Origin of the sequence: Sphingopyxis sp. L1A2A (assembly GCF_005502465.1) — a bacterium.
Classification (GTDB): domain Bacteria; phylum Pseudomonadota; class Alphaproteobacteria; order Sphingomonadales; family Sphingomonadaceae; genus Sphingopyxis.
This window is the reverse complement of record NZ_SCOT01000018.1, coordinates 20,223-39,359: the sequence shown is the minus strand read 5'-3', so window position 1 is coordinate 39,359 and position 19,137 is coordinate 20,223. Positions and strand designations below refer to the sequence as shown.

The 19,137-nt window shown below is 66.1% G+C and carries 9 protein-coding genes; 6 read left to right on the top strand and 3 right to left on the bottom strand.

The window, feature by feature from the left end; translation table 11 throughout:
- Positions 1-106 precede the first annotated feature (106 nt).
- Positions 107-2,494 (bottom strand): penicillin acylase family protein, encoded by a 2,388-nt coding sequence (locus FFS68_RS11560; RefSeq protein WP_137753350.1) that lies wholly within the window; start codon positions 2,492-2,494, stop codon positions 107-109.
- Positions 2,495-2,917: 423 nt separating this feature from the next.
- On the opposite strand from FFS68_RS11560, the gene FFS68_RS11555 reads away from it, so the two are divergent.
- From FFS68_RS11555 to FFS68_RS11535, 5 genes are all read left to right on the top strand, one after another.
- Entirely contained in the window at positions 2,918-5,944 is a 3,027-nt protein-coding gene (locus FFS68_RS11555) for a TonB-dependent receptor (RefSeq protein ID WP_137753349.1), read from the top strand.
- A gap of 137 nt (positions 5,945-6,081) precedes the next feature.
- Positions 6,082-6,693 carry a TetR/AcrR family transcriptional regulator gene (locus FFS68_RS11550; RefSeq protein WP_137753348.1) on the top strand — a complete coding sequence of 204 codons (612 nt, stop codon included), beginning with the start codon at positions 6,082-6,084 and terminating at the stop codon, positions 6,691-6,693.
- A gap of 398 nt (positions 6,694-7,091) precedes the next feature.
- Complete coding sequence (locus tag FFS68_RS11545; RefSeq protein ID WP_137753347.1) at positions 7,092-8,363, top strand: efflux RND transporter periplasmic adaptor subunit; 1,272 nt, start codon at positions 7,092-7,094, stop codon at positions 8,361-8,363.
- 136 nt (positions 8,364-8,499) lie between these two features.
- Positions 8,500-11,691 (top strand): multidrug efflux RND transporter permease subunit, encoded by a 3,192-nt coding sequence (locus tag FFS68_RS11540; protein ID WP_137753346.1) that lies wholly within the window; start codon positions 8,500-8,502, stop codon positions 11,689-11,691.
- 11 nt (positions 11,692-11,702) lie between these two features.
- Positions 11,703-13,112: a TolC family protein gene (locus FFS68_RS11535; protein WP_137753345.1), complete on the top strand. Its 1,410-nt coding sequence runs from the start codon at positions 11,703-11,705 to the stop codon at positions 13,110-13,112.
- Here FFS68_RS11535 and FFS68_RS11530 read toward each other — a convergent pair.
- Both FFS68_RS11530 and FFS68_RS11525 read right to left on the bottom strand, forming a co-directional pair.
- Positions 13,109-14,617 (bottom strand): MFS transporter, encoded by a 1,509-nt coding sequence (locus tag FFS68_RS11530; RefSeq protein WP_137753344.1) that lies wholly within the window; start codon positions 14,615-14,617, stop codon positions 13,109-13,111. The two genes, FFS68_RS11535 and FFS68_RS11530, sit on opposite strands and share 4 nt — an antisense overlap.
- A 254-nt stretch (positions 14,618-14,871) precedes the next feature.
- The gene (locus tag FFS68_RS11525) at positions 14,872-15,906 is read right to left on the bottom strand and encodes a LacI family DNA-binding transcriptional regulator (protein WP_137753343.1); all 1,035 of its coding nucleotides are present in this window, start codon (positions 15,904-15,906) and stop codon (positions 14,872-14,874) included.
- A gap of 319 nt (positions 15,907-16,225) precedes the next feature.
- Here FFS68_RS11525 and FFS68_RS11520 point away from each other — a divergent pair, with 319 nt between their 5' ends.
- Positions 16,226-19,063: a TonB-dependent receptor gene (locus FFS68_RS11520; RefSeq protein WP_171003845.1), complete on the top strand. Its 2,838-nt coding sequence runs from the start codon at positions 16,226-16,228 to the stop codon at positions 19,061-19,063.
- Positions 19,064-19,137 lie beyond the last annotated feature (74 nt).

Genomic DNA, 19,137 nt, shown 5'->3' with positions numbered 1-19,137 from the left:
AAGCCGTTTGTGCTGAGCTTGTCGAGGCACCGTTCTTTTTCTTCGAGGTCGAAAGCAAGAACAGCCCTTTGACAAGCTCAGGGCGAACGGTTGAGGGGAGGGGCGATCAACCCTTCGCAGGCGCCAACATCGTCCGCCCTACCGCATGTCGGTCCACCGCCGCCCTGCTGAACCAGAGCGGCTGCATCGCACCCGCCAGCCACTTGGGATAAAAATCGCGGTAGCGCGGCGAGCGCGGGTCGGCCGACTGGCCGGGCAGCAGCAGGAAACGGCTGTTGTCCCACGCGCCGACATCGGCGACGAACAAATAGCTCGCGCCATGCGACACGTTGAATCCGCGTCGCGAATTGAAGCCGCGCGCCATCGGCGTCGTCCCGTCGCCGCCCGACCGGCCGCCCTCGATTTTGGGAAAGGCCGCCGCGATCGCCGGGATCGACGATGCCAGCGGATGCGCGATGGTCACCCGGTGCAGATCGCCCCACTGCCATTTGGCCGGATCGCCGCCGCCCAGTTCGACCGCCTTTGCCCACCCGGCGGCCAGCGCGCGGTCGATCAGTGCGTCGCGCGCCGCCGCGGGATCGTCGCCCAGCCGCTTGTCGGGCGCGCCAAGGATGCGGAGCATTTCGGACAGGTTGACGGTCGGGATCAGATCTTTTGCCGCCGCGGGGACCACCCGGTCGCGGAAGTCGGCCGACAGCGCCACCATCACCATTTCGAACAACAGCGCCGCCGCGCTGTCGGCTTCGATCCCGCAATCCCAGCGCCGCAGCAGCGCGGCAGCGGGCGCGGCCTCGACCGACAGCGTGGCGGGAAGCAGTTTCAGCAGCGCGCGCGCGGGCAGCGACTGGACGTCGTGCTGCAGCGCGATGCTGTCGGCAATCCGGTGCTTGTTCTGAGCGCGCAGCACCTCGGCGACGCGGTCGTAGCGATAGGGATCGCTCCAGTTGAAGCTGATGACCCGCTCGCGATAGGGATAACCGACCGGCAGGTTCATCTGGTTCGCCGACGCGAACCAGCCTTCGGGCGGGTTATAGACGTGCGGCATATCCTCGATCGGCAGCAGTCCCGTCCAGTCGAAATCGCCGTCGCCGGGCGCGGGGAACAGCCCGTCATGCTTGGGACGGCGGGGGGTAAAGCCGATTGTCTGCCACCCGGTATTGCCGTCGATGTCGGCATAATGAAGGTTGGTCGGCGACACGTGGAGTTTGAAAGCCTGCCGCAGCGACGCCCAGTCGGTCGCCAGATTGATCGCGATGATCGCGAATTTCATATTGGCGCCCGGCAACATGCTGACCGTGGCAAAGGCGACCGCGCGGCTGCGCGCCGCGTCCTGCGACACGATCGGGCGACCATCGGCATAGCGCAAAGTCACGCGTTCGGGCGGCGCGCCCTTGACGACAATCTCGTCCTCGAACGTCTCGAACGCCCGCCACGCACCCTTGTGCCAATATTGGCCGGGGTCACCCTCTTTGGTGCGCAGGATGAACAGGTCGGTCTGGTCGATGTGGAAATTGGTACGGCCAAAGGCGAAACGATCGGTGTGCCCCTGCATGATCCCGGGTAGCCCCGGCGCGCCGGCACCGATGACGTCGAGCCCCGGTGCCGACAGGTGGCACATATGGCGCGGGCTGGCGCTGCCAATGCCCAGATGCGGATCATTGGCCAGGATCGGCCGCCCGGTCGCGCTGCGCGATGGCGAAATGGTCCACGCGTTGCTGCCCAGCGCAAAGCGGTCGGCGCCGCGCACTTCGGGGTCGAGCGACGCCTCTTGAATCGCGTCGAACGGCACCGGCCGCGCGGCGGGATCCAATACGCCCAGATCGGCCTCGCTGACCGCCGCGACGTCGAGTCCGTCGGGCATGTTGAACGACCAAACGGGGCGCAGCGGCGCCATCAGCTGCTCGGCGTCGAGCAGGCCGCGCGCCTGCAACTGCGCGCGGCGCACCTCGTCATCGGCGTCGCCCATGCCGATGCCGCGCCCGCGCACCAGATCGCGCACGTCCCAGCGCAGCGGGCTGATCCCCAATATGCCATATTCCAGCGGCAATCCCGCGGGATCGGCCGCCAGTTCGGCGATCCGCGCGTTGACCCCGGCGACATAGCCGCGCGCGCAATCGAGCACGTCGGGGGGCAGCGCCGCCAGCTCGGCATCGATATCGCCGCGGTACAGGAACAGCCGCGCCGCGCGGTCAGCGGCGACAAAGCGCGGACCAAAGGCTTCGGCCATCCGCCCCATCTCGCGGCGGCGGTCCATGTCGATCTGGAACAATCGGTCGCGCGCGACCAGATAGCCCTGCCCAAAAAACGCATCATGCCGCGATGCGGCGCGGACGTGGGGAACGCCCAGTTCGTCCTCGATGATCTCGACCGGCGCCCGTGCGCCCGACAGTCTGACGGTGCGCGTGCCGCCCTTGACCCGGGGTTTCGCGAGAAGGCTTCCGGGCATCGCGACAAGCGCAGCGGAAGCAAGCAGGAACGCGCGGCGATGGATCAACAAGGCCTCCAGATGAAGGGACGAAAGTGACGAAACCCGACCCTATCGTAGCGCGGTGGCGCGACCCCATAGCAAGCGGGTCCCCCCCTATAACTACAAGCTATCCGCATCGGGCCGGGCCGCGTTCGATCGCGCCATGCCTTGCGGCTATAGGTCCATATCGTCAGGGTCATCGCGAAGCGGTTGACCGACCGTAACCACCCTGTAACCTCGCCGTCACGGAACCGGCTGTCCGCGCGCCTTGAACACGGCGATGGCCGGATCGGTACGAGGGATATCATAAAATATAAGCAGGCGGAGCCACGAGCCCGCCGCGCGGTCAGGCGGGACAAAGCGGGGCTAGCCAAGCCGGAGCACCAGCACCGGAACACGCATCGAACGATGCGCGGCTTGGCCCTTGGGCAACATAAGGGGACGGATAACATGCGTGATCTTGGACGAATTCGCCGGTCGCTGGGCGGCAAACGCAACTTCGGCGCGGCGATGACCGCGCTGGCGCTTGTTCACAGCGCCCCGGCGCTGGCGCAGGAGACGGCGGCGCCTGCCGACACCGTCGAAGCCGCCGACGCCGACCAGATCGTCGTTACCGGTTCGCGCATCGTGCGCGACGGGTTCCAAGCGCCGACGCCGCTGACGGTGCTGAGCGAAACCGAGATCGAAAACAGCTCGCCGTCGAACAACATCGCCGATTTCGTCAACACGCTGCCGTCGCTCGCCGGCTCGACCCGTCCGTCCAACTCGCGCCTCAATATTTCGAGCGGACAGGCGGGCATCAACGCCCTCAACCTTCGAAATCTGGGCGCCGAACGCACGCTGATCCTGGTCAACGGCCGGCGCTCGGTAGGTTCGACGATCACCGGGCTGGTCGACATCAACACCGTTCCGCAAGCCTTGATCTCGAGCGTCGAGGTAGTGACCGGCGGCGCCTCTGCGGCTTATGGCTCGGATGCGGTCGCGGGGGTGGTCAACTTCATCCTCAACAACAAATATGAGGGGCTGAAGATCGAAGCCGACAGCGGCATCACCCAGGAAGGCGACGGTTTCAACTATTCGGCCAGCATCGCGGGTGGGATGGCGTTTGCGGGCGGGCGCGGCCACGTCCTGCTGAGCGGCGAGATCGCGCATCGCGACGGCATCTTCCAGGTCGATCGCGACTGGAACGCCACCGGCTTCGTCCGCATCCAGGATCCGGCCTATACCCCGACCAGCGGCGGGCCGCAGTTCCTGATCCGCCGCCAGGTCGGAGCGGCGAACTCGGCGCCGGGCAGCCTCATCACCAATTCGGCGGGCGGCGTCGCCAACCGGCTGCGCGGGCTGTATTTCACCGAAGGCGGCGCGATCAACCAGTTCATCTATGGGCCGCTGACGTTCCCGTCGCCGACCGGCACCGCCGCGCCGACGCTGACCCAAGGCGGATCATGGCAGGTCAATGATTCGGGCCGCCGCATCGGCCTGGACCCAGAGGATGACCGCTACGGGGTATTCGGCCGCGTCAGCTTTGAAGTCACCGACGGCATCGAATTGTTCGCGGAAGCCGCGTACAATCAGCAGAAGGTACGGTTTAACGCCGGTCCGAACCTGCAGACCGGCATCCAGCTCAATGCAACGGGCTGTACCCAGACGCCGGTGCCGATCACCTGCAACGCCTTCCTGCTCAACGCGCTGGGCGCGGACCGGCTGCAGGGTATCACCAGCGTCACCATTGCCACGACCTCGGCCGATCTGCCGGGCCGCGGGATCGACAACAAGCGCAAGGTGCAGCGGTATCTGGTCGGCGCGCAGGGCGAGTTCGATGCGTTCGGCAACACCGCGCGCTGGGACATATTTGGCCAATATGGCCGCGCTGAGCTCCGCGAGCAGCTGCGCGACATTCAGAATGTCGCGCGCATCAACGCCGCGCGCGACGCGGCCTTTGCCCCCGCCGGCAGCGGTTTTCCCGCCGGGTCGATCCAGTGCCTGATCAACGTCGATGCCAATCCGGCCAACAACGACGCCGCGTGCGTGCCGCTCAACCGTCTGGGTCTGGGCGTCGCCAACCCGGCGGCGATCGACTATGTGCTGGGCGATCCGTATCGCGACCAGGTGATCGAACAAACGGTGGTCGGCGCGAACTTCTCGGCCACGCCGTTCGCGACCTGGGCCGGCGATGTCAGCGTCGCGATCGGCGCCGAATATCGCAAGGAAGAGGTCAGCGGGTTTGTCCCCGACGAATTCCAGCCGGTGCCGATCATTACCAACGGCAACGTGACCGGCGCCACCAATCGCTGGTCGGTGGGCAATTATCTGCCCAGCTTCGGGTCGTACAACGTCAAGGAAGCCTATTTCGAAACCGTGGTCCCGCTCGGCTTCGGGCTCGAGTTCAACGGCGCGGTGCGGGCGACCGATTATTCGACCGCGGGTTATGTCACGACCTGGAAAGCGGGCGCGACCTGGCAGCCGATCGACGATATTCGCATTCGCGTGACCCGGTCGCGCGACATCCGCGCGCCCAACCTCAACGATCTGTTCCAGGCGGGCACCGCCAACAGCGATGCGGTCAGCAACCCCGGCTTTGCCGCCGGCACCAGTCCGTCGTTCGTGCCGCCGGGCCAGCCCGTGCAGTCGGGCTACAGCTATTCGGGTTTCGCGACCGGCAATACGGCGCTGGCGCCGGAAAAGGCCGATCAGTGGAATGTCGGTGCGGTCTTCACGCCGACCTTCCTGCCGGGCTTTAACCTGGCGGTCGACTATTTCGACATCGAGGTGGATAGCGGGATCGGCTCGTTCAGCGCGCAGCAGATCGTCAATCTGTGTTTCCTGGGCGAGCAGGCGTTCTGCGACGCCATCACCACCGACCCCGCCCGCACCCAGGATCCGGCGCGGCCATATCTGATCATCCGGACGCAGCCGTTCAACGCGGCGAGCCAGAAACTCCGCGGGATCGATTTCGATGCCTCCTATCGCCTGCCAGTTGGCAACGCTGGTGCGTTCACGCTGCGCGGCCTCGCCACCCGTTATCTGGAAAACCGCTTGGACAACGGCGTGCCGGGCACGGTGGTCGTGGATTCGACCGGGGTGAATGGCGGTCAGTCCAGCACGCCGAAATGGATTTACCGCGTCAGCGCGTCCTATGATGCCGATGATTTCAGCATCACGGCAGTTGGCCGCGGCGTCAGCGCGGGCAAATATGTCGCCAACGGCATCGAATGTCAGACGGGCTGCCCGACCTCGACGGTCAACGCCCCCACCTATGACAGCAACCGCATCAAGGGCGCCTTCTACGTCGACCTTAACCTGACGCAGAAATTCTCGGCCGGTGGTGACGCGCGGGGCGAGTTCTTCTTCAACGTCACCAACCTGCTCAACGACGATCCGATCCTGCTGCCCGAAACCGGACTCGCGGCCAACAGTACCTATTCGGACCTGCTGGGCCGCAGCTTCCGCGTCGGCGTCCGCTTCAAGACCCGCTGATGCAGCGCGAATGAGCAAAAGGGGAGGGCCGCGACGCTCTCCCCTTTTTCGTTCGCGCCAAGATCAGGCCACCCCGCTCGGGGTCACGCCCGGCGCCACTGGACATTCGTCACCGCTTAACTTATATACCAGCCGTTATGGAAATCGAAGCTCCCACTGCCACCAAAGGCCGGCCGCGCGAATTTTGCGTCGATGCTGCGTTGGCTGCGGCGCTGCGCGTGTTCTGGTCGAAAGGCTATGAAGGCGCATCGATGGCCGACCTGACCGATGCGATGGGGATTACCAAGCCCAGCCTCTATGCCGCGTTTGGCAACAAGGAAGCGCTCTTTAACAAGGCGCTCGACCTGTATGAGCGCGAAAAGGCCGATTATATGCGCGCCGCGCTCGAGGCGCCGACCGCGCGCGGGGTCGCCGAACGTTTGATGTATGGCGCGCTCGACATGTACACTTGCCCCGACAATCCGAATGGGTGCCTGGGCGTGATCAGTTCGGTGGCCTGCGGTGCCGAAGCCGAATGTATTCGCGAAGCCGTGGTCGAACGCGGCGCGGCGGCCAAGCGTGCGATGCTCGACCGATTCGCGCGCGCCAAGGCCGAGGGCGATTTTCCGGCCGACACTGACCCTGATGGGCTGGCCCAGTTCCTGATCGCGGTGAACCAGGGCATGGCGGTGCAGGCAGGTTCGGGCGCCTCGCGCGCCGAGTTGGAGCGACTGGTCGAAACCAGCCTGAAGCTGTGGCCGGGGCGCTGATAGAATTATTTTTACTGCCCGGTACACAATGCGCTTGACGCAGCGCAACATGACTTATATACCACTCAGTATACAAAGATAGGTTCTCCCCCCGGGCCGGCCACCGCGTGACAATGATCATGCGGCGGCCGGAACCCCCAGCATCGAATATTATCCCGGGAGCGGGCCTTGCTCCGGTCGGGCGCCTGACGGCGTTTGCCGGCAAGATAGAACAGGGACCGGCGCTCGCGCATTTTTTGGTGCGGGCGGCCGGACGGGCGGCCGTCCTCTTCGCAGAGGGCCGTCCCGCCATGAGGATTGTTTGAATACCCCCCACCGGAAGCCTGCTTCCGGTGCTGTGAACCGCTGTGTCCCGTGCGCAGCCGACCGAATTGCATGAAGAGAAGAGGGCACCCCCGATGACCGTCCACACCCCAATCGAAAAGCTCGACCCCGCCGATGCGACGGTCCGCCGTGAACTCAAGAGCTTGCTGCGGCCCGCCCGCGGCCGCCGCGCCGGATGGATCGCGGCGATCATCATATTGGTGATCGGCGCCTGGTGGTTGCTGCGCGACGGCGCCCCGCCGGCCGCCGCGGCGCCCGCGCCGGTGCTGACCGTCGCCGCGCCGATCGCGCGCGATGTGACGTTGTGGGACGATTATATCGGCCGTTTCGAGGCGTCGAAGGCGGTCGAAGTGCGCCCGCGCGTATCGGGCGCGATCACCGCCATCCACTTCACCGACGGCCAGATCGTCCGCCAGGGCCAGCCGCTCTTCACCATCGATCCGCGCCCCTATCGCGCCGCGCTCGCCGAAGCGCGCGCCGCGGCCGCCAGTGCACGCAGCGATCTGGCGCTCGCGCGGCTCGAACTCGACCGCGCCGGCCGCCTTGTCGAGGTCGAAGCGGTATCGCAGAGCGAGATCGACCGCCTCCGCGCCCGCGTCAACGCCGCCTCGGCGGCGCTCGCCGGTGCCGACGCGCGCATCGCGGCGCGTTCGCTCGATGTCGAATTCACCGTCGTCCGCGCCCCGATGGGCGGCCGCATTTCGGACCGTCAGATCGATGCGGGCAACCTGGTGTCGGCGGGCGACGCCGGCGGCACGCTGCTGACGACGATCAACGCGATGGACCCGATCTACTTCAGCTTCCAGGGCTCCGAAGCGCTGTTCCTGAAGGCCAAGCGCGCCGCCGCCGAACAGGGCGCGACCGTCGAGGTCCGCCTGCAGGACGAAGGCGATTATCGCTGGAAAGGGCAGCTCGACTTTACCGACAACGGCCTCGACCCGCGTTCGGGCACGATCCGCGCCCGCGCCCGCTTCGCCAACCCCGAAATGTTCCTGACCCCCGGCATGTTCGGCAACATGCGCCTGTCGACCGGACAGACGGCGCGCGCGCTGCTGATCCCCGCCGCCGCGGTGCAGACCGATCAGGCGCGCAAGATCGTCTATGTCGTCGGCAAGGACGGCATGGTTGCGGCCAAGCCGGTCGAGATCGGTCCCGAAGTCGATGGCCTGCGCGTCATCCGGTCGGGGCTGACCCCGACCGATCAGGTCGTCATCACCGGACACCAGTTCGCGCGGCCGGGCACCAAGGCGGTGACCCGGGCGGGCAAGATCGCTGCGACGACGCCGAAGCAGGGCGCGGCGGCTGCGGCCGAGCCGGTGTCGGCGCAGGCGACCTTTGCCAAATAAGTAAATTCGTCATCCCGGCGGAGGCCGGGATCTCAACGGCGCGTCCGTCCTCAACGTCGAGATCCCGGCCTTCGCCGGGATGACGCGGGGGATTGAGGTTCCGACTCCGTTTCGATTTCCAGACAGGGGCTTTCCCATGCGCCTATCCCGCTTTTTCATCGACCGGCCGATCTTTGCCGCGGTGCTCGCCGTCATCATCACCATCGTCGGCGCGGTCGCCTATATCGGCCTGCCCGTCTCGCAATATCCCGACATCGTCCCGCCGACGGTGACCGTCTCGGCCAATTACCCCGGCGCGTCGGCGGAAACCGTCGCCGACACGGTGGCGGCGCCGATCGAGCAGGAAATCAACGGCGTCGACAACATGCTCTATATGAGCAGCCAGTCGACCGGCGACGGCAATGTCACGATCACCGTGACCTTCAAGATCGGCACCGACCTCGACGCCGCGCAGGTGCTGGTGCAGAACCGCGTCGCCATCGCGACCCCTCGGCTGCCCGAAACGGTGCAGCGGCTGGGCGTGGTGACGCGCAAGACGTCGCCCGACTTCCTGATGGTCGTCAACCTGGTGTCGCCCGACAAGTCGCTCGATCGCGCCTATATCTCCAACTATGCGCTGACCCAGCTGCGTGACCGGCTCAGCCGTATCGACGGCGTCGGCGACGTCCGCCTGTTCGGGGCGCGCGACTATGCGATGCGGGTGTGGATCGACCCCGGCCGCGCCGCGGCGCTCGACCTGACCGCGGGCGAGATCGTCGCCGCGCTGCGGCGGGAGAATGTCCAGGTCGCGGCGGGCACGCTCGGCCAGCCGCCCTATGCGGGAGGCAGCGATTTCCAGCTCAACGTCGAAACGCAGGGCCGCCTGACCGATCCCAAGGATTTTGCCAATATCGTCATCCGCAGCGATGCCGATGGGCGCCAGGTCCGCGTGGCCGACGTCGCGCGGGTCGAGCTCGGCGCGTCGGATTACAACAGCAACACCTATCTCTCGGGTGACCCGACCGTCATCATGGCGGTGTTCCAGCGTCCCGGATCGAACGCGCTCGCCGCCGCCGAAGCGGTCGAGGCCGAAATGGCGTCGTCGTCGAAAACCTTCCCCAAGGGCCTCGAGTATCGCGTCATCTATAACCCCACCGAATTCATCGCGCAGTCGATCGACGCGGTGATGGAAACGCTGATCGAGGCGGTGATTCTGGTGGTCATCGTCATCCTGGTGTTCCTGCAGAAATGGCGCGCGGCGATCATTCCGGTGCTGGCGATCCCGGTGTCGCTGATCGGCACCTTCGTGGTGCTCGCGGCGTTCGGCTACAGCCTCAACAACCTCTCGCTGTTCGGGCTGGTACTGGCGATCGGCATCGTCGTCGATGACGCGATCGTCGTCGTCGAGAATGTCGAGCGCAACCTCGAACGCGGGATGTCGGCGCTCGAAGCGGCGCGCACCTCGATGGACGAAGTGTCGGGGGCGCTGGTCGCGATCGTGCTCGTGCTCTGCGCGGTGTTCGTGCCGACCCTGTTCCTGACCGGCCTCTCGGGCGCCTTCTATCAACAGTTTGCGGTGACGATTTCGACCGCAACGATCATCTCGCTGATCCTGTCGCTCACCCTGTCGCCCGCGCTGGCGGCGATCCTGCTCAAGCCGCATGCGGCGCCGCAGAACGAGGGCCGCGGGATGCGGTTCGTCCGCCGCGCCGGCGACAGCTTCAACCGCAATTTTGAACGGATGAGCGATGGCTATGCGCGGCTGACCGACCGGCTGGTGCGGGCGCCGAAAAAGATGATGGTCACCTATGCCGCGCTGATCGCTGCGACCGCGGGGCTGTTCTGGGCGACGCCGACCGGCTTCATCCCGGCCCAGGATCAGGGCTATTTCCTCGTCGTCGCCAAGCTGCCCGCCGGCGCGTCGGTCGAGCGCACCGACGCAGTGCTCAAAAAGGTCGCCGGTCGGGTGCTGCCGGTCGAGGGTGTCCTCGGCTCGGTGATGCTCGCGGGCTTCGACGGCCCGTCACAGACGCTCGCGCCGAACTCGGCCGCCGCGTATTTCCCGCTCAAATCGTTCGAGGAGCGTGCGAGGCTCGGCGTCAAGCTCGACGACATCATCAACCAGGCGCGCGCCAACACCGCCGACATCACCGAGGCGCAGATCGTCATCATCCCGCCGCCGCTGATCCAGGGCATCGGCTCGGCGGGCGGATACCGGATGATCGTCCAGGACCGCGGCGGGAACGGCTATGCCGCGCTCGCGAACGAGACGAACAATCTGATCGGCAAGGCGAACCAGACCCCGGGTCTCGCCAATGTCTTCACCTTTTTCGACGCGACCAACCCGCGCGTCTATGCGGACATCGACCGGGCCAAGGCGAATATGCTCGGCGTCCCGCCCGAGCGCGTGTTCGAGACGCTCCAGGTCTATCTCGGCTCGGCGTTCGTCAACGATTTCAACCTGCTCGGCCGCACCTACCGCGTCACCGCACAGGCCGACGCCCCCTATCGCCAGACCGTGCCCGATATTGCGAACCTGCAAACGCGGTCGAACAGCGGCGCGATGGTGCCGATCGGGTCGGTTGCCAATTTCGAGGATCGCACGGGGCCGTACCGCGTGACGCGCTACAATCTGTTCCCCGCGGTCGAGATTGACGGCGACACCGCGCCGGGCGCGTCGTCGGGCGCGGCGCTGACGACGATGGAAAAGCTGGCGAGCGAAACGCTGCCCGCGGGCTACGGCACCGAATGGACCGGCATCGCCTTCCAGCAAAAGGCGGCGGCGAACACCGCAGGGATCGTCTTCGCGCTCGCGGTGGTCTTCGTCTTCCTCGTGCTGGCGGCGCAATATGAAAGCCTGATGCTGCCGCTGGCGATCATCTTCATCGTGCCGATGTGTCTGCTCGCGGCGATGATCGGGGTGAATTTGCGCGGCATGGACAATAATGTGCTGACGCAGATCGGGCTCGTCGTGCTCATCGCGCTCGCGGCGAAGAACGCGATCCTGATCGTCGAATTCGCCAAGCAGGCCGAGGAGGAAGATGGGTTGTCGCCGATCGAGGCCGCGGTGCGTGCCGCGCGCGACCGTCTGCGCCCGATCCTGATGACCAGCTTTGCCTTCATCCTCGGCGCCGTGCCGCTGTTGATCGCAAGCGGAGCAGGCGCGGAGCTGCGCCAGGCGCTCGGCACCGCGGTCTTCTTCGGCATGCTGGGCGTGACGGCGTTCGGCCTCATCTTCACCCCGACCTTCTACGTCGTCGCCCGTTCGCTCAGCCTTTGGTCGGCCGAGCGGCGCGCGCGGCGCGGGTCGGACGATCATGGGACGGCGCTGCCGGTCCCGGCGGAATAAGGAACAAGATCATGACCCTTCGCAATATCCTCACCGCCGCCTCGGCCCTCGCGCTCGCCGCCTGCGCCGTCGGCCCCAATTACAAGGCGCCGCAATCGGCATCGGCACCCGTCGCCACCGGCCCGTTCATCTCGGCAAACAGCCCCGCGGTGACCCTCGCGCCGGTCGCAGCCGACTGGTGGCGGCTCTATGACGATCCCGTCCTCGACGGGCTCGTCGCCGACGCGCTTGCCAGCAACACCGACGTCCGCGTCGCGGTGGCGAATATCGCGCGGGCCCGCGCGTCCTTGCGCGGCGCGCGCGCCGACCGCTTGCCGCAGGGCCAGATCGGTGCCGGCGCCAATTACGGTCGCAGCCCCGAGGGCCAACGCCTGCCCGGCGCCGATCGCGAGGGTTGGGTGGTGGATGTCGGAGTGAACATTTCCTACGAAGTCGACCTGTTCGGCCGTGTCAGCCGCTCGGTCGAGGCGGCGCGCGGCGATACCGCCGCCGCCGAAGCCAACGCCGATGCGGTGCGGGTGATCGTCGCCGCCGACACCACCCAGGCCTATGCCGACGCATCGTCGGGCACCGCCCGGCTCGACGTCGCGCGGCGTATCGTCGGCCTGCTCGACCAGCAGGTGACGCTGACCCAGCGGCGCAAGGACGTCGGGATGGCGACGGGGCTCGACCTCGCGCGCATCACGACGCTGCGCGACCAGCGGTCGGCGGACATTCCCTCCATCGAGGCCGAGCGGCAGGCGGCTTTGTTCCGCCTCGCGACTCTGACCGGTCGTGCCCCCGCGGCGCTCCCCGCCATCGCGGCGGACCGCAACATCAGCCTCGAAATCACCGACCCCATCCCGGTCGGTGATGGGGCGGCGCTGCTGAAGCGCCGCCCCGACATTCGCGCCGCCGAGCGCCGCCTTGCCGCCGATACCGCGCGCATCGGCGTCGCGACCGCCGACCTATATCCGCGCATCGCGCTCGGCGGGTCAGCCGGGTCGACCGGATCGGGCCTTGGCGATGTGTTCGGCGGCGGGCCGATCCGCTGGCTGCTCGGGCCGTTGCTCAATTGGGCCTTCCCCAATCAGGAACCGGCGCGGGCACGGATCGCAGCGGCGGAGGCGGATACGCAGGCGTCGCTCGCCGAATTCGACGGCACCGTGCTGCGCGCGCTCGAGGAAACCGAAACCGCGCTGTCGTCCTACGCGCGCGCCCTCGAACAGCGGCAGGCGCTCCGCGCCGCGCGCGATCAGGCCGAGCGTGCGGCGCGCATCGTGCGCGTCAAACGGCAGGAGGGCGCCTCGGATTCGCTCGAATGGCTCGACGCCGAACGCACCTTTGCCGAGGCCGAAGCGGTGCTCGCGGCGCAGGACGGCCAGATTTCGCGCCGCCAGATCGCGCTGTTCCGCGCCCTCGCGGGCGGCTGGTCGAGCTAGGCGGCCAGTCCGCCCTTGGGCATCAGCGGCACGACGCGCAGCATCGCGAGCGCCGCGAGCAACAGCGTCGCCGCCGCAAACGCCATGGTAAAGATCGGCTCGCCGGGGAAAAAGGCCTGCATGATCGATCCCATGATCGTCGCGACGAGCAATTGCGGCACGACGACAAAGACGTTGAACAGCCCCATGTAAATGCCGAGCTTGGCCTGCGGCAGACTGGAGGCGAGCATCGCATAGGGCATCGCCAGCACCGACGCCCAGAAGATGCCGATGAAAATCTCGCTGACGATCAGCTGGGTCGGATCGCGCAGCAGGAAAAAGCTGCCAAAGCCGATCGCGCCGCAGACCAGCCCGGCGATGTGGGTGCGCGCCTGCCCGATCCGCGCCGACAGCCACGGCAGCAAGGTGAGTGCCGCGATCGCGGCGACGCCGTTATAGATCGCGAACAGCTCGCCGACCCAGTTTGCGCCCGTCTGATACGCCGCCGACGCCGGGTCGGTGGTGCCATAATGATATTGGGTGACCACCGGCGTCGTGTTGATCCACATGATGAACAGCGCCGACCAGCTGAAGAATTGCACCAGCGCGAGGCGCTTCATCAGCGGCGGCATACCCGCGAAATCGCCGACGATGCTCGACAGCATATTCTTGTCATTGCCGCCGCGGGCGAGGGCGATGGCGAGCATGCTGGCGAGGCCATAGCCGATCAGCAGCGCGCCAAGCAGCAGCACCTCGCGCAGCAGCGCGAACTGCATTTGGATCGCGACGACCGCCCCGCCCGCGGCGATCCAGAGCAGGCTGGCCGCATAGCTGTGCGAGGCAAGGGCGCGGATCACGGGGGTTTCGGCCGCCGCATCGCGCTCGGCAAAGGCTGCCATTTCGGCGGGGTCATATTCGCGCGTCGTGACGATCGTCCACAGCACCGACAGGAACAGCGCGAGGCCGCCGAACCAAAAGGCATATTTGACCGTGTCGGGAATCTGCCCCGGCGGCGCGACATTGGCGACCCCCATCGCCTCCATCAGCGTCGGGAACAGCGACCCGACGACCGCCCCCGCACCGATGAACGCGGTCTGCACCGCATAGCCCGCGCTATGCTGGTCGCGGCGCAGCATGTCGCCGACAAAGGCGCGGAACGGTTCCATCGAGATGTTGAGCGAGGCGTCGAGAATCCACAGCATCATCGCCGCAAACCAGATTGCCGGGCTTTCGGGCATCACGAACAAGGCAATCGCGGCGAGAATCGCGCCGGCGAGAAAATAAGGGCGGCGGCGCCCGAGCCGGCCAAGCCAGGTCTTGTCGCTCAGATGGCCGATGATCGGCTGGACAAGCAATCCGGTCAGCGGCGCCGCGACCCACAGCCCGGGCAGTTTTTCGATATCCTCGCCCAGCGACTGAAAGATGCGGCTCATATTGGCATTTTGCAGCGCAAAGCCGATCTGGATGCCGAAAAAGCCGAAGCTGATGTTCCAAAGGCCGGCAAAGCCCTGCCGCGGCTTATCCATATGTCTCTCCCCATGGCCGCATTGGCGGCTCTTGTCGGCGCGGAGGATTGCAGCGCGGGTGGGGGAGGGCAAGCGCGCCGCGCCTAAGTATACGAATACGTTCCTCCCAATCCTCCCTGTGGCGAAGCCATGGGGAGGGGGACCGCTCATCGCAGATGAGTGGTGGAGGGGCCGCGACGTCGCGCCACAAGCCCCTCCGTCAGCCCTTCGGGCTGCCACCTCCCCATCGCTGCGCGACGGGGAGGATCTGGTGGTTAAACCGCCGTACTCTGCCGCTTGATCAGCCGCGCGGGCAGCATCGTGCGTTCGACCGGACGGTCGTCGATCCGCGCCAGCAGCGCATCGACGAGCAGCGTCCCGGCGCCCTTCATATCCTGCATCACCGTGGTCAGCGTCGGCGAGGTCAGGCTGGCCGAGGGAATGTCGTCGAAGCCGATGATCGCGACATCCTGCGGCAGGCGCAGCCCCGCTTCGGCCAGCGCGCGCATCGCGCCGATCGCGATCAGGTCGCTCGCGGCAAAGATCGCGTCGAACGGCTTGCCGCTGGCGAGCAGCGATTTTGCGGCGGCATAGCCCGAATCTTCCGACGACACCGCGTCGCGTTGCAGCGCCGGGTCGGGTTCGACATCCGCCTGCCGCATCGCGCGGCAAAGCCCGGTGTAGCGGTCCTGAAACTCGGGCGCATGGTCCGATGCATCGCCCAGAAAAGCGATCCGCCGCCGCCCGATCGCGATCAGATGCGCGCCCGCCTGTTCGCCCGCGCCGACATTGTCCGATCCGACGGTCAGCCCGATGCCATCGTCGGACACCGACCCCCAGCGCACGAACTTCGTCCCCATCTCGACCAGATGCTCCAGCTTGGTGAGGTAAAGCTGGTAATCGCCATAGCCGAGCAGGATGATCCCGTCGGACCGGTGGCTGTCCTGATAGGCAACGTGCCAGTCATTGTGCATCTGCTGGAAACTGATCAGCAAATCATAGCCGCGCAGCGCACATTCGCGGGTGATCGACCCCAGCATCGACAGGAAGAACGGGTTGATCATCGATTCGTCGGGGGTTGGATCCTCGAAGAACAGCAACGCGAGCGTATGGGTGCGCTGTGACCGCAGGCTCGATGCGTTTTTGTCGACGGTGTAGTTGAGTTCGCGCGCGATGCGTTCGATGTTGGCGCGGGTCGCGGCGCTGACCGATTTGCTGCCGCGCAGCGCGCGCGACACGGTGGGCTGCGACACCCCCGCCAGATAGGCGATGTCGAAACTCGTCGGTTTGGCCGAGGGCTGACGCCCCATGCAAATCTCCCTGGTGCGGCGGCCTTGTCGCGGGTCGCTGCTGGCGCGAACCTAGCGAGTGGTCCGGTCACTGCCAAGAATTTGATCGCCGCGAATGTACCGGTGCAACCCGCCGGAATCGTGACATTTCGGCGACAGGCAGCGCGTCCGCATAATATGCGTATACGTATACCCTATGGCCGTGTCCGCCGAATGGCTCCAATTGCTGGGCCGCGATGGGAAAACCCATGCGTCGAAGAGAGGATGCCGCGCGGCACGATTGCCGCCCCCTTTTGCCGTCGCCTGGCCAAACCGCCCCGTCGCTGCAGGGGAGTTTAGCATGACCAAATCGACCAGTCTTCGCCGCGGGGCCAGCGCCATCGCGCTCGGCGTCGCCTTGACCGCATTGTTGCCGGGCGCCGCGCTGGCGCAGGACGCCGACACCGCGCCCGTCGCCGATCCCGCTGCCGAGGAAGGCGCCGAAGACGCGATCGTCGTCACCGGCTTTCGCGCCAGCCTGCAAAGCGCGGTGAACGCCAAGAAAACCCGCGACCAGGTCGTCGAATCGATCTCGGCCGAGGACATCGGCAAGCTGCCCGATGCGTCGATCGCCGAATCGATCGCGCGCCTGCCGGGCCTGACGTCGCAGCGGGTCTCGGGCCGCTCGAACGCCATCTCGATCCGCGGCTTTGCCCCGGATTTCTCGACGACATTGCTCAACGGCCGCGAACAGACCTCGACCGGCGACAACCGCGCGGTCGAATATGACCAGTATCCGTCCGAAGTCGTCAATCAGGTGCTCGTGTACAAATCACCGATGGCGTCGATCGTCGGCCAGGGCCTGTCGGGCACCGTCGACCTCAAGACGATCCGCCCGCTCGAATATGGCAAGCGCGTCTTGTCGATCGGCGGCCGCGGCACCTGGGCCGAAATCGGCCGGTTGAACGTCGACTCGAAAAAATATGGCTACCGGGTTAATGGCACCTTCGTCGACCAGTTCGCCAATGACACGCTCGGCGTTGCGCTGTCGGCCAGCTATCTCGACGAACCCTATCAGATCCAGGAATTCAACGCCTGGGGCTATGCCGGCAACGGCACCCTCGCCAGCCCGGTCGTGCTCGGCGGCTCGAAATCCTACGCCACCTCGACCCGGCTGAAGCGCCTCGGCTTGCAGGGCACGCTGGAATGGGCGCCGACCCCCAATTTCACCTCGACCTTCGACGCCTTCTATTCGGATTTCAGCGACGATCAGATCAAGCGCGGCATCGAATTGCCGCTCGCCTTTGGCGGCGCCGGGGTGAACATCACCGACGTCGACGACAGCGGTGAATTCGTCTTTGCCCGCGCCGGCACCTTCACCAATGTCGAGGGGGTGGTGCGCAACGACGTGTTCGAACGCAATGCCAAGCTGTACAGCTTCGGCTGGAACAACCGCTGGCAGGGCGACGACGGCTGGAACGCCTATGCCGACATCAGCATGTCGAAAACCGACCGCAACGAACTGATCCTCGAAAGCAATTCGGGCACCGGCCGCGGCGCCGGGGTCGGCGCGCGGGACAGCATCGGGTTCACCAGCGACATCGACGGCACCTTTTTCCGTCCGACGCTGAACTATGGCGATTACAACCTCATTCAGCTGACCAGCCCGCTCGGCTGGGGCGGCGACCAGACCGGGGTCAACGGCGGGCGCATCCGCGGCGGCCAGGACGGCTATTACAATAACCGCATCATCGAGGATGAGCTGTGGCAGTATCGCGTCGAGATCGAACGCGAGATGGAGGGCTTTCTGAAATCGGTGCAGTTCGGGGTCAATTACACCACCCGCACCAAACAGCTGACCCCCGACGAAGCCTTTGTCGGCCTGACCGCCAACACCGACGGGCTGACCAGCCTGCCGGTGCCGACGCAGTTCCGTCGCGGCACGACCGATCTGACCTATCTGGGGCTGGGTCCGGTGATCAGCTATGATCCGCGCGACCTGCTCGCCGCGGGCATCTACCAGCTGGTACCCAACCCTTATGGCGACGTGGTAGTCAAGGCGTACAACGTCGCCGAAAAGCAGATGACCACCTATCTCCAGGCGAATATCGATCAGGAACTGGGGTCGTCGGTGCTGACCGGCAATGTCGGGGTGCAGGCGATCTTCACCGACCAGAATTCGAACGGCGCCAGCGCAACCTTTGCCGGCACCAACCCCAACGGCTCGCCGAATATCCAGGGCATCCCGCGCCGCGAAAGCACCGACTATATCGATGTGCTGCCCAGCCTGAACCTGTCGCTGCGCACCGCCAGCGACTTCGTGGTCCGCGTCAGCGTGGCGCGCGAAATCGTCCGGCCGCGGCTCGACGACCTGCGCGCGACCTTGAGCTATGGCACGACGATCGGCGATCCGGGTGGCATCGTGTGCCCGGCGGGGCGGACCTGCGCGGTGGTGCGCGGCGATTCGGGCAATCCTGACCTGCGCCCATGGCGCGCCAATGCTGCCGATCTGACGCTGGAGAAATATTTCGGTTCGTCGGGCTATATTGCGGCGCAGTTGTTCTACAAGGATCTCAAGAGCTACATCTATAATCAGGCGATCCCGTTCGACTTCACCGGCTATCCGATCCAGGCGCCGGGCAACGACGCGGGCGGGCTGCCGATCATCGTCAATTACATGGGCACCGTGAACGCGCCGATCAACGGCGAAGGCGGCAAGCTCTATGGCGCCGAACTGGCCGGGTCGCTGCCGTTCAGCACCTTCACCGCGGCGCTCGACGGCTTTGGCGTCACCGGCGGCGTATCCTATACCAAGACCAAGATCCGTCCGAACCCCGGCGCGCCGGCCGAAGACATCCCCGGCTATTCCAAATGGGTCGCCAACGGCACTGCCTATTTCGAAAAATGGGGCGTCAACGCGCGCGTCAGCGCGCGCTACCGGTCGAGCTTCATCGGCGAGCTGTCGGGTTTCGGCGGCCAGCGGGTGCGCCGCCGGGCGCGCGCCGAAACGATCATCGACGCGCAGCTTGGCTATGATTTCCAGCCGGGCAGCGCGCTCGAAGGTCTGTCGGTGTTTGTCCAGGGCCAGAACCTGACCAACGAACCGTTCGTGACCGACGATCCGCGCGATGCGCGCGCGGTGATCGATTACCAGACCTATGGCCGCCGCTACCTTGCGGGTGCCTCGTTCAAATTCTGAACCCTCCCCCTTGTCGGGGCGGCCGGGTCGCGCCGCCCCGACAGTTTTGTTGCATGGCGAGGCAGAGGTAGATC

What these genes read in the sequence shown, in the direction of transcription:
- FFS68_RS11540 (WP_137753346.1), top strand. Translation starts at nt 8,500, where the DNA reads ATGCGCCTATCCCGCTTTTTCATCGACCGGCCGATCTTTGCCGCGGTG.
- FFS68_RS11520 (WP_171003845.1), top strand. Translation starts at nt 16,226, where the DNA reads ATGACCAAATCGACCAGTCTTCGCCGCGGGGCCAGCGCCATCGCGCTC.
- FFS68_RS11535 (WP_137753345.1), top strand. Translation starts at nt 11,703, where the DNA reads ATGACCCTTCGCAATATCCTCACCGCCGCCTCGGCCCTCGCGCTCGCC.
- FFS68_RS11555 (WP_137753349.1), top strand. Translation starts at nt 2,918, where the DNA reads ATGCGTGATCTTGGACGAATTCGCCGGTCGCTGGGCGGCAAACGCAAC.
- FFS68_RS11530 (WP_137753344.1), bottom strand. Translation starts at nt 14,617, where the DNA reads ATGGATAAGCCGCGGCAGGGCTTTGCCGGCCTTTGGAACATCAGCTTC.
- FFS68_RS11525 (WP_137753343.1), bottom strand. Translation starts at nt 15,906, where the DNA reads ATGGGGCGTCAGCCCTCGGCCAAACCGACGAGTTTCGACATCGCCTAT.
- FFS68_RS11545 (WP_137753347.1), top strand. Translation starts at nt 7,092, where the DNA reads ATGACCGTCCACACCCCAATCGAAAAGCTCGACCCCGCCGATGCGACG.
- FFS68_RS11550 (WP_137753348.1), top strand. Translation starts at nt 6,082, where the DNA reads ATGGAAATCGAAGCTCCCACTGCCACCAAAGGCCGGCCGCGCGAATTT.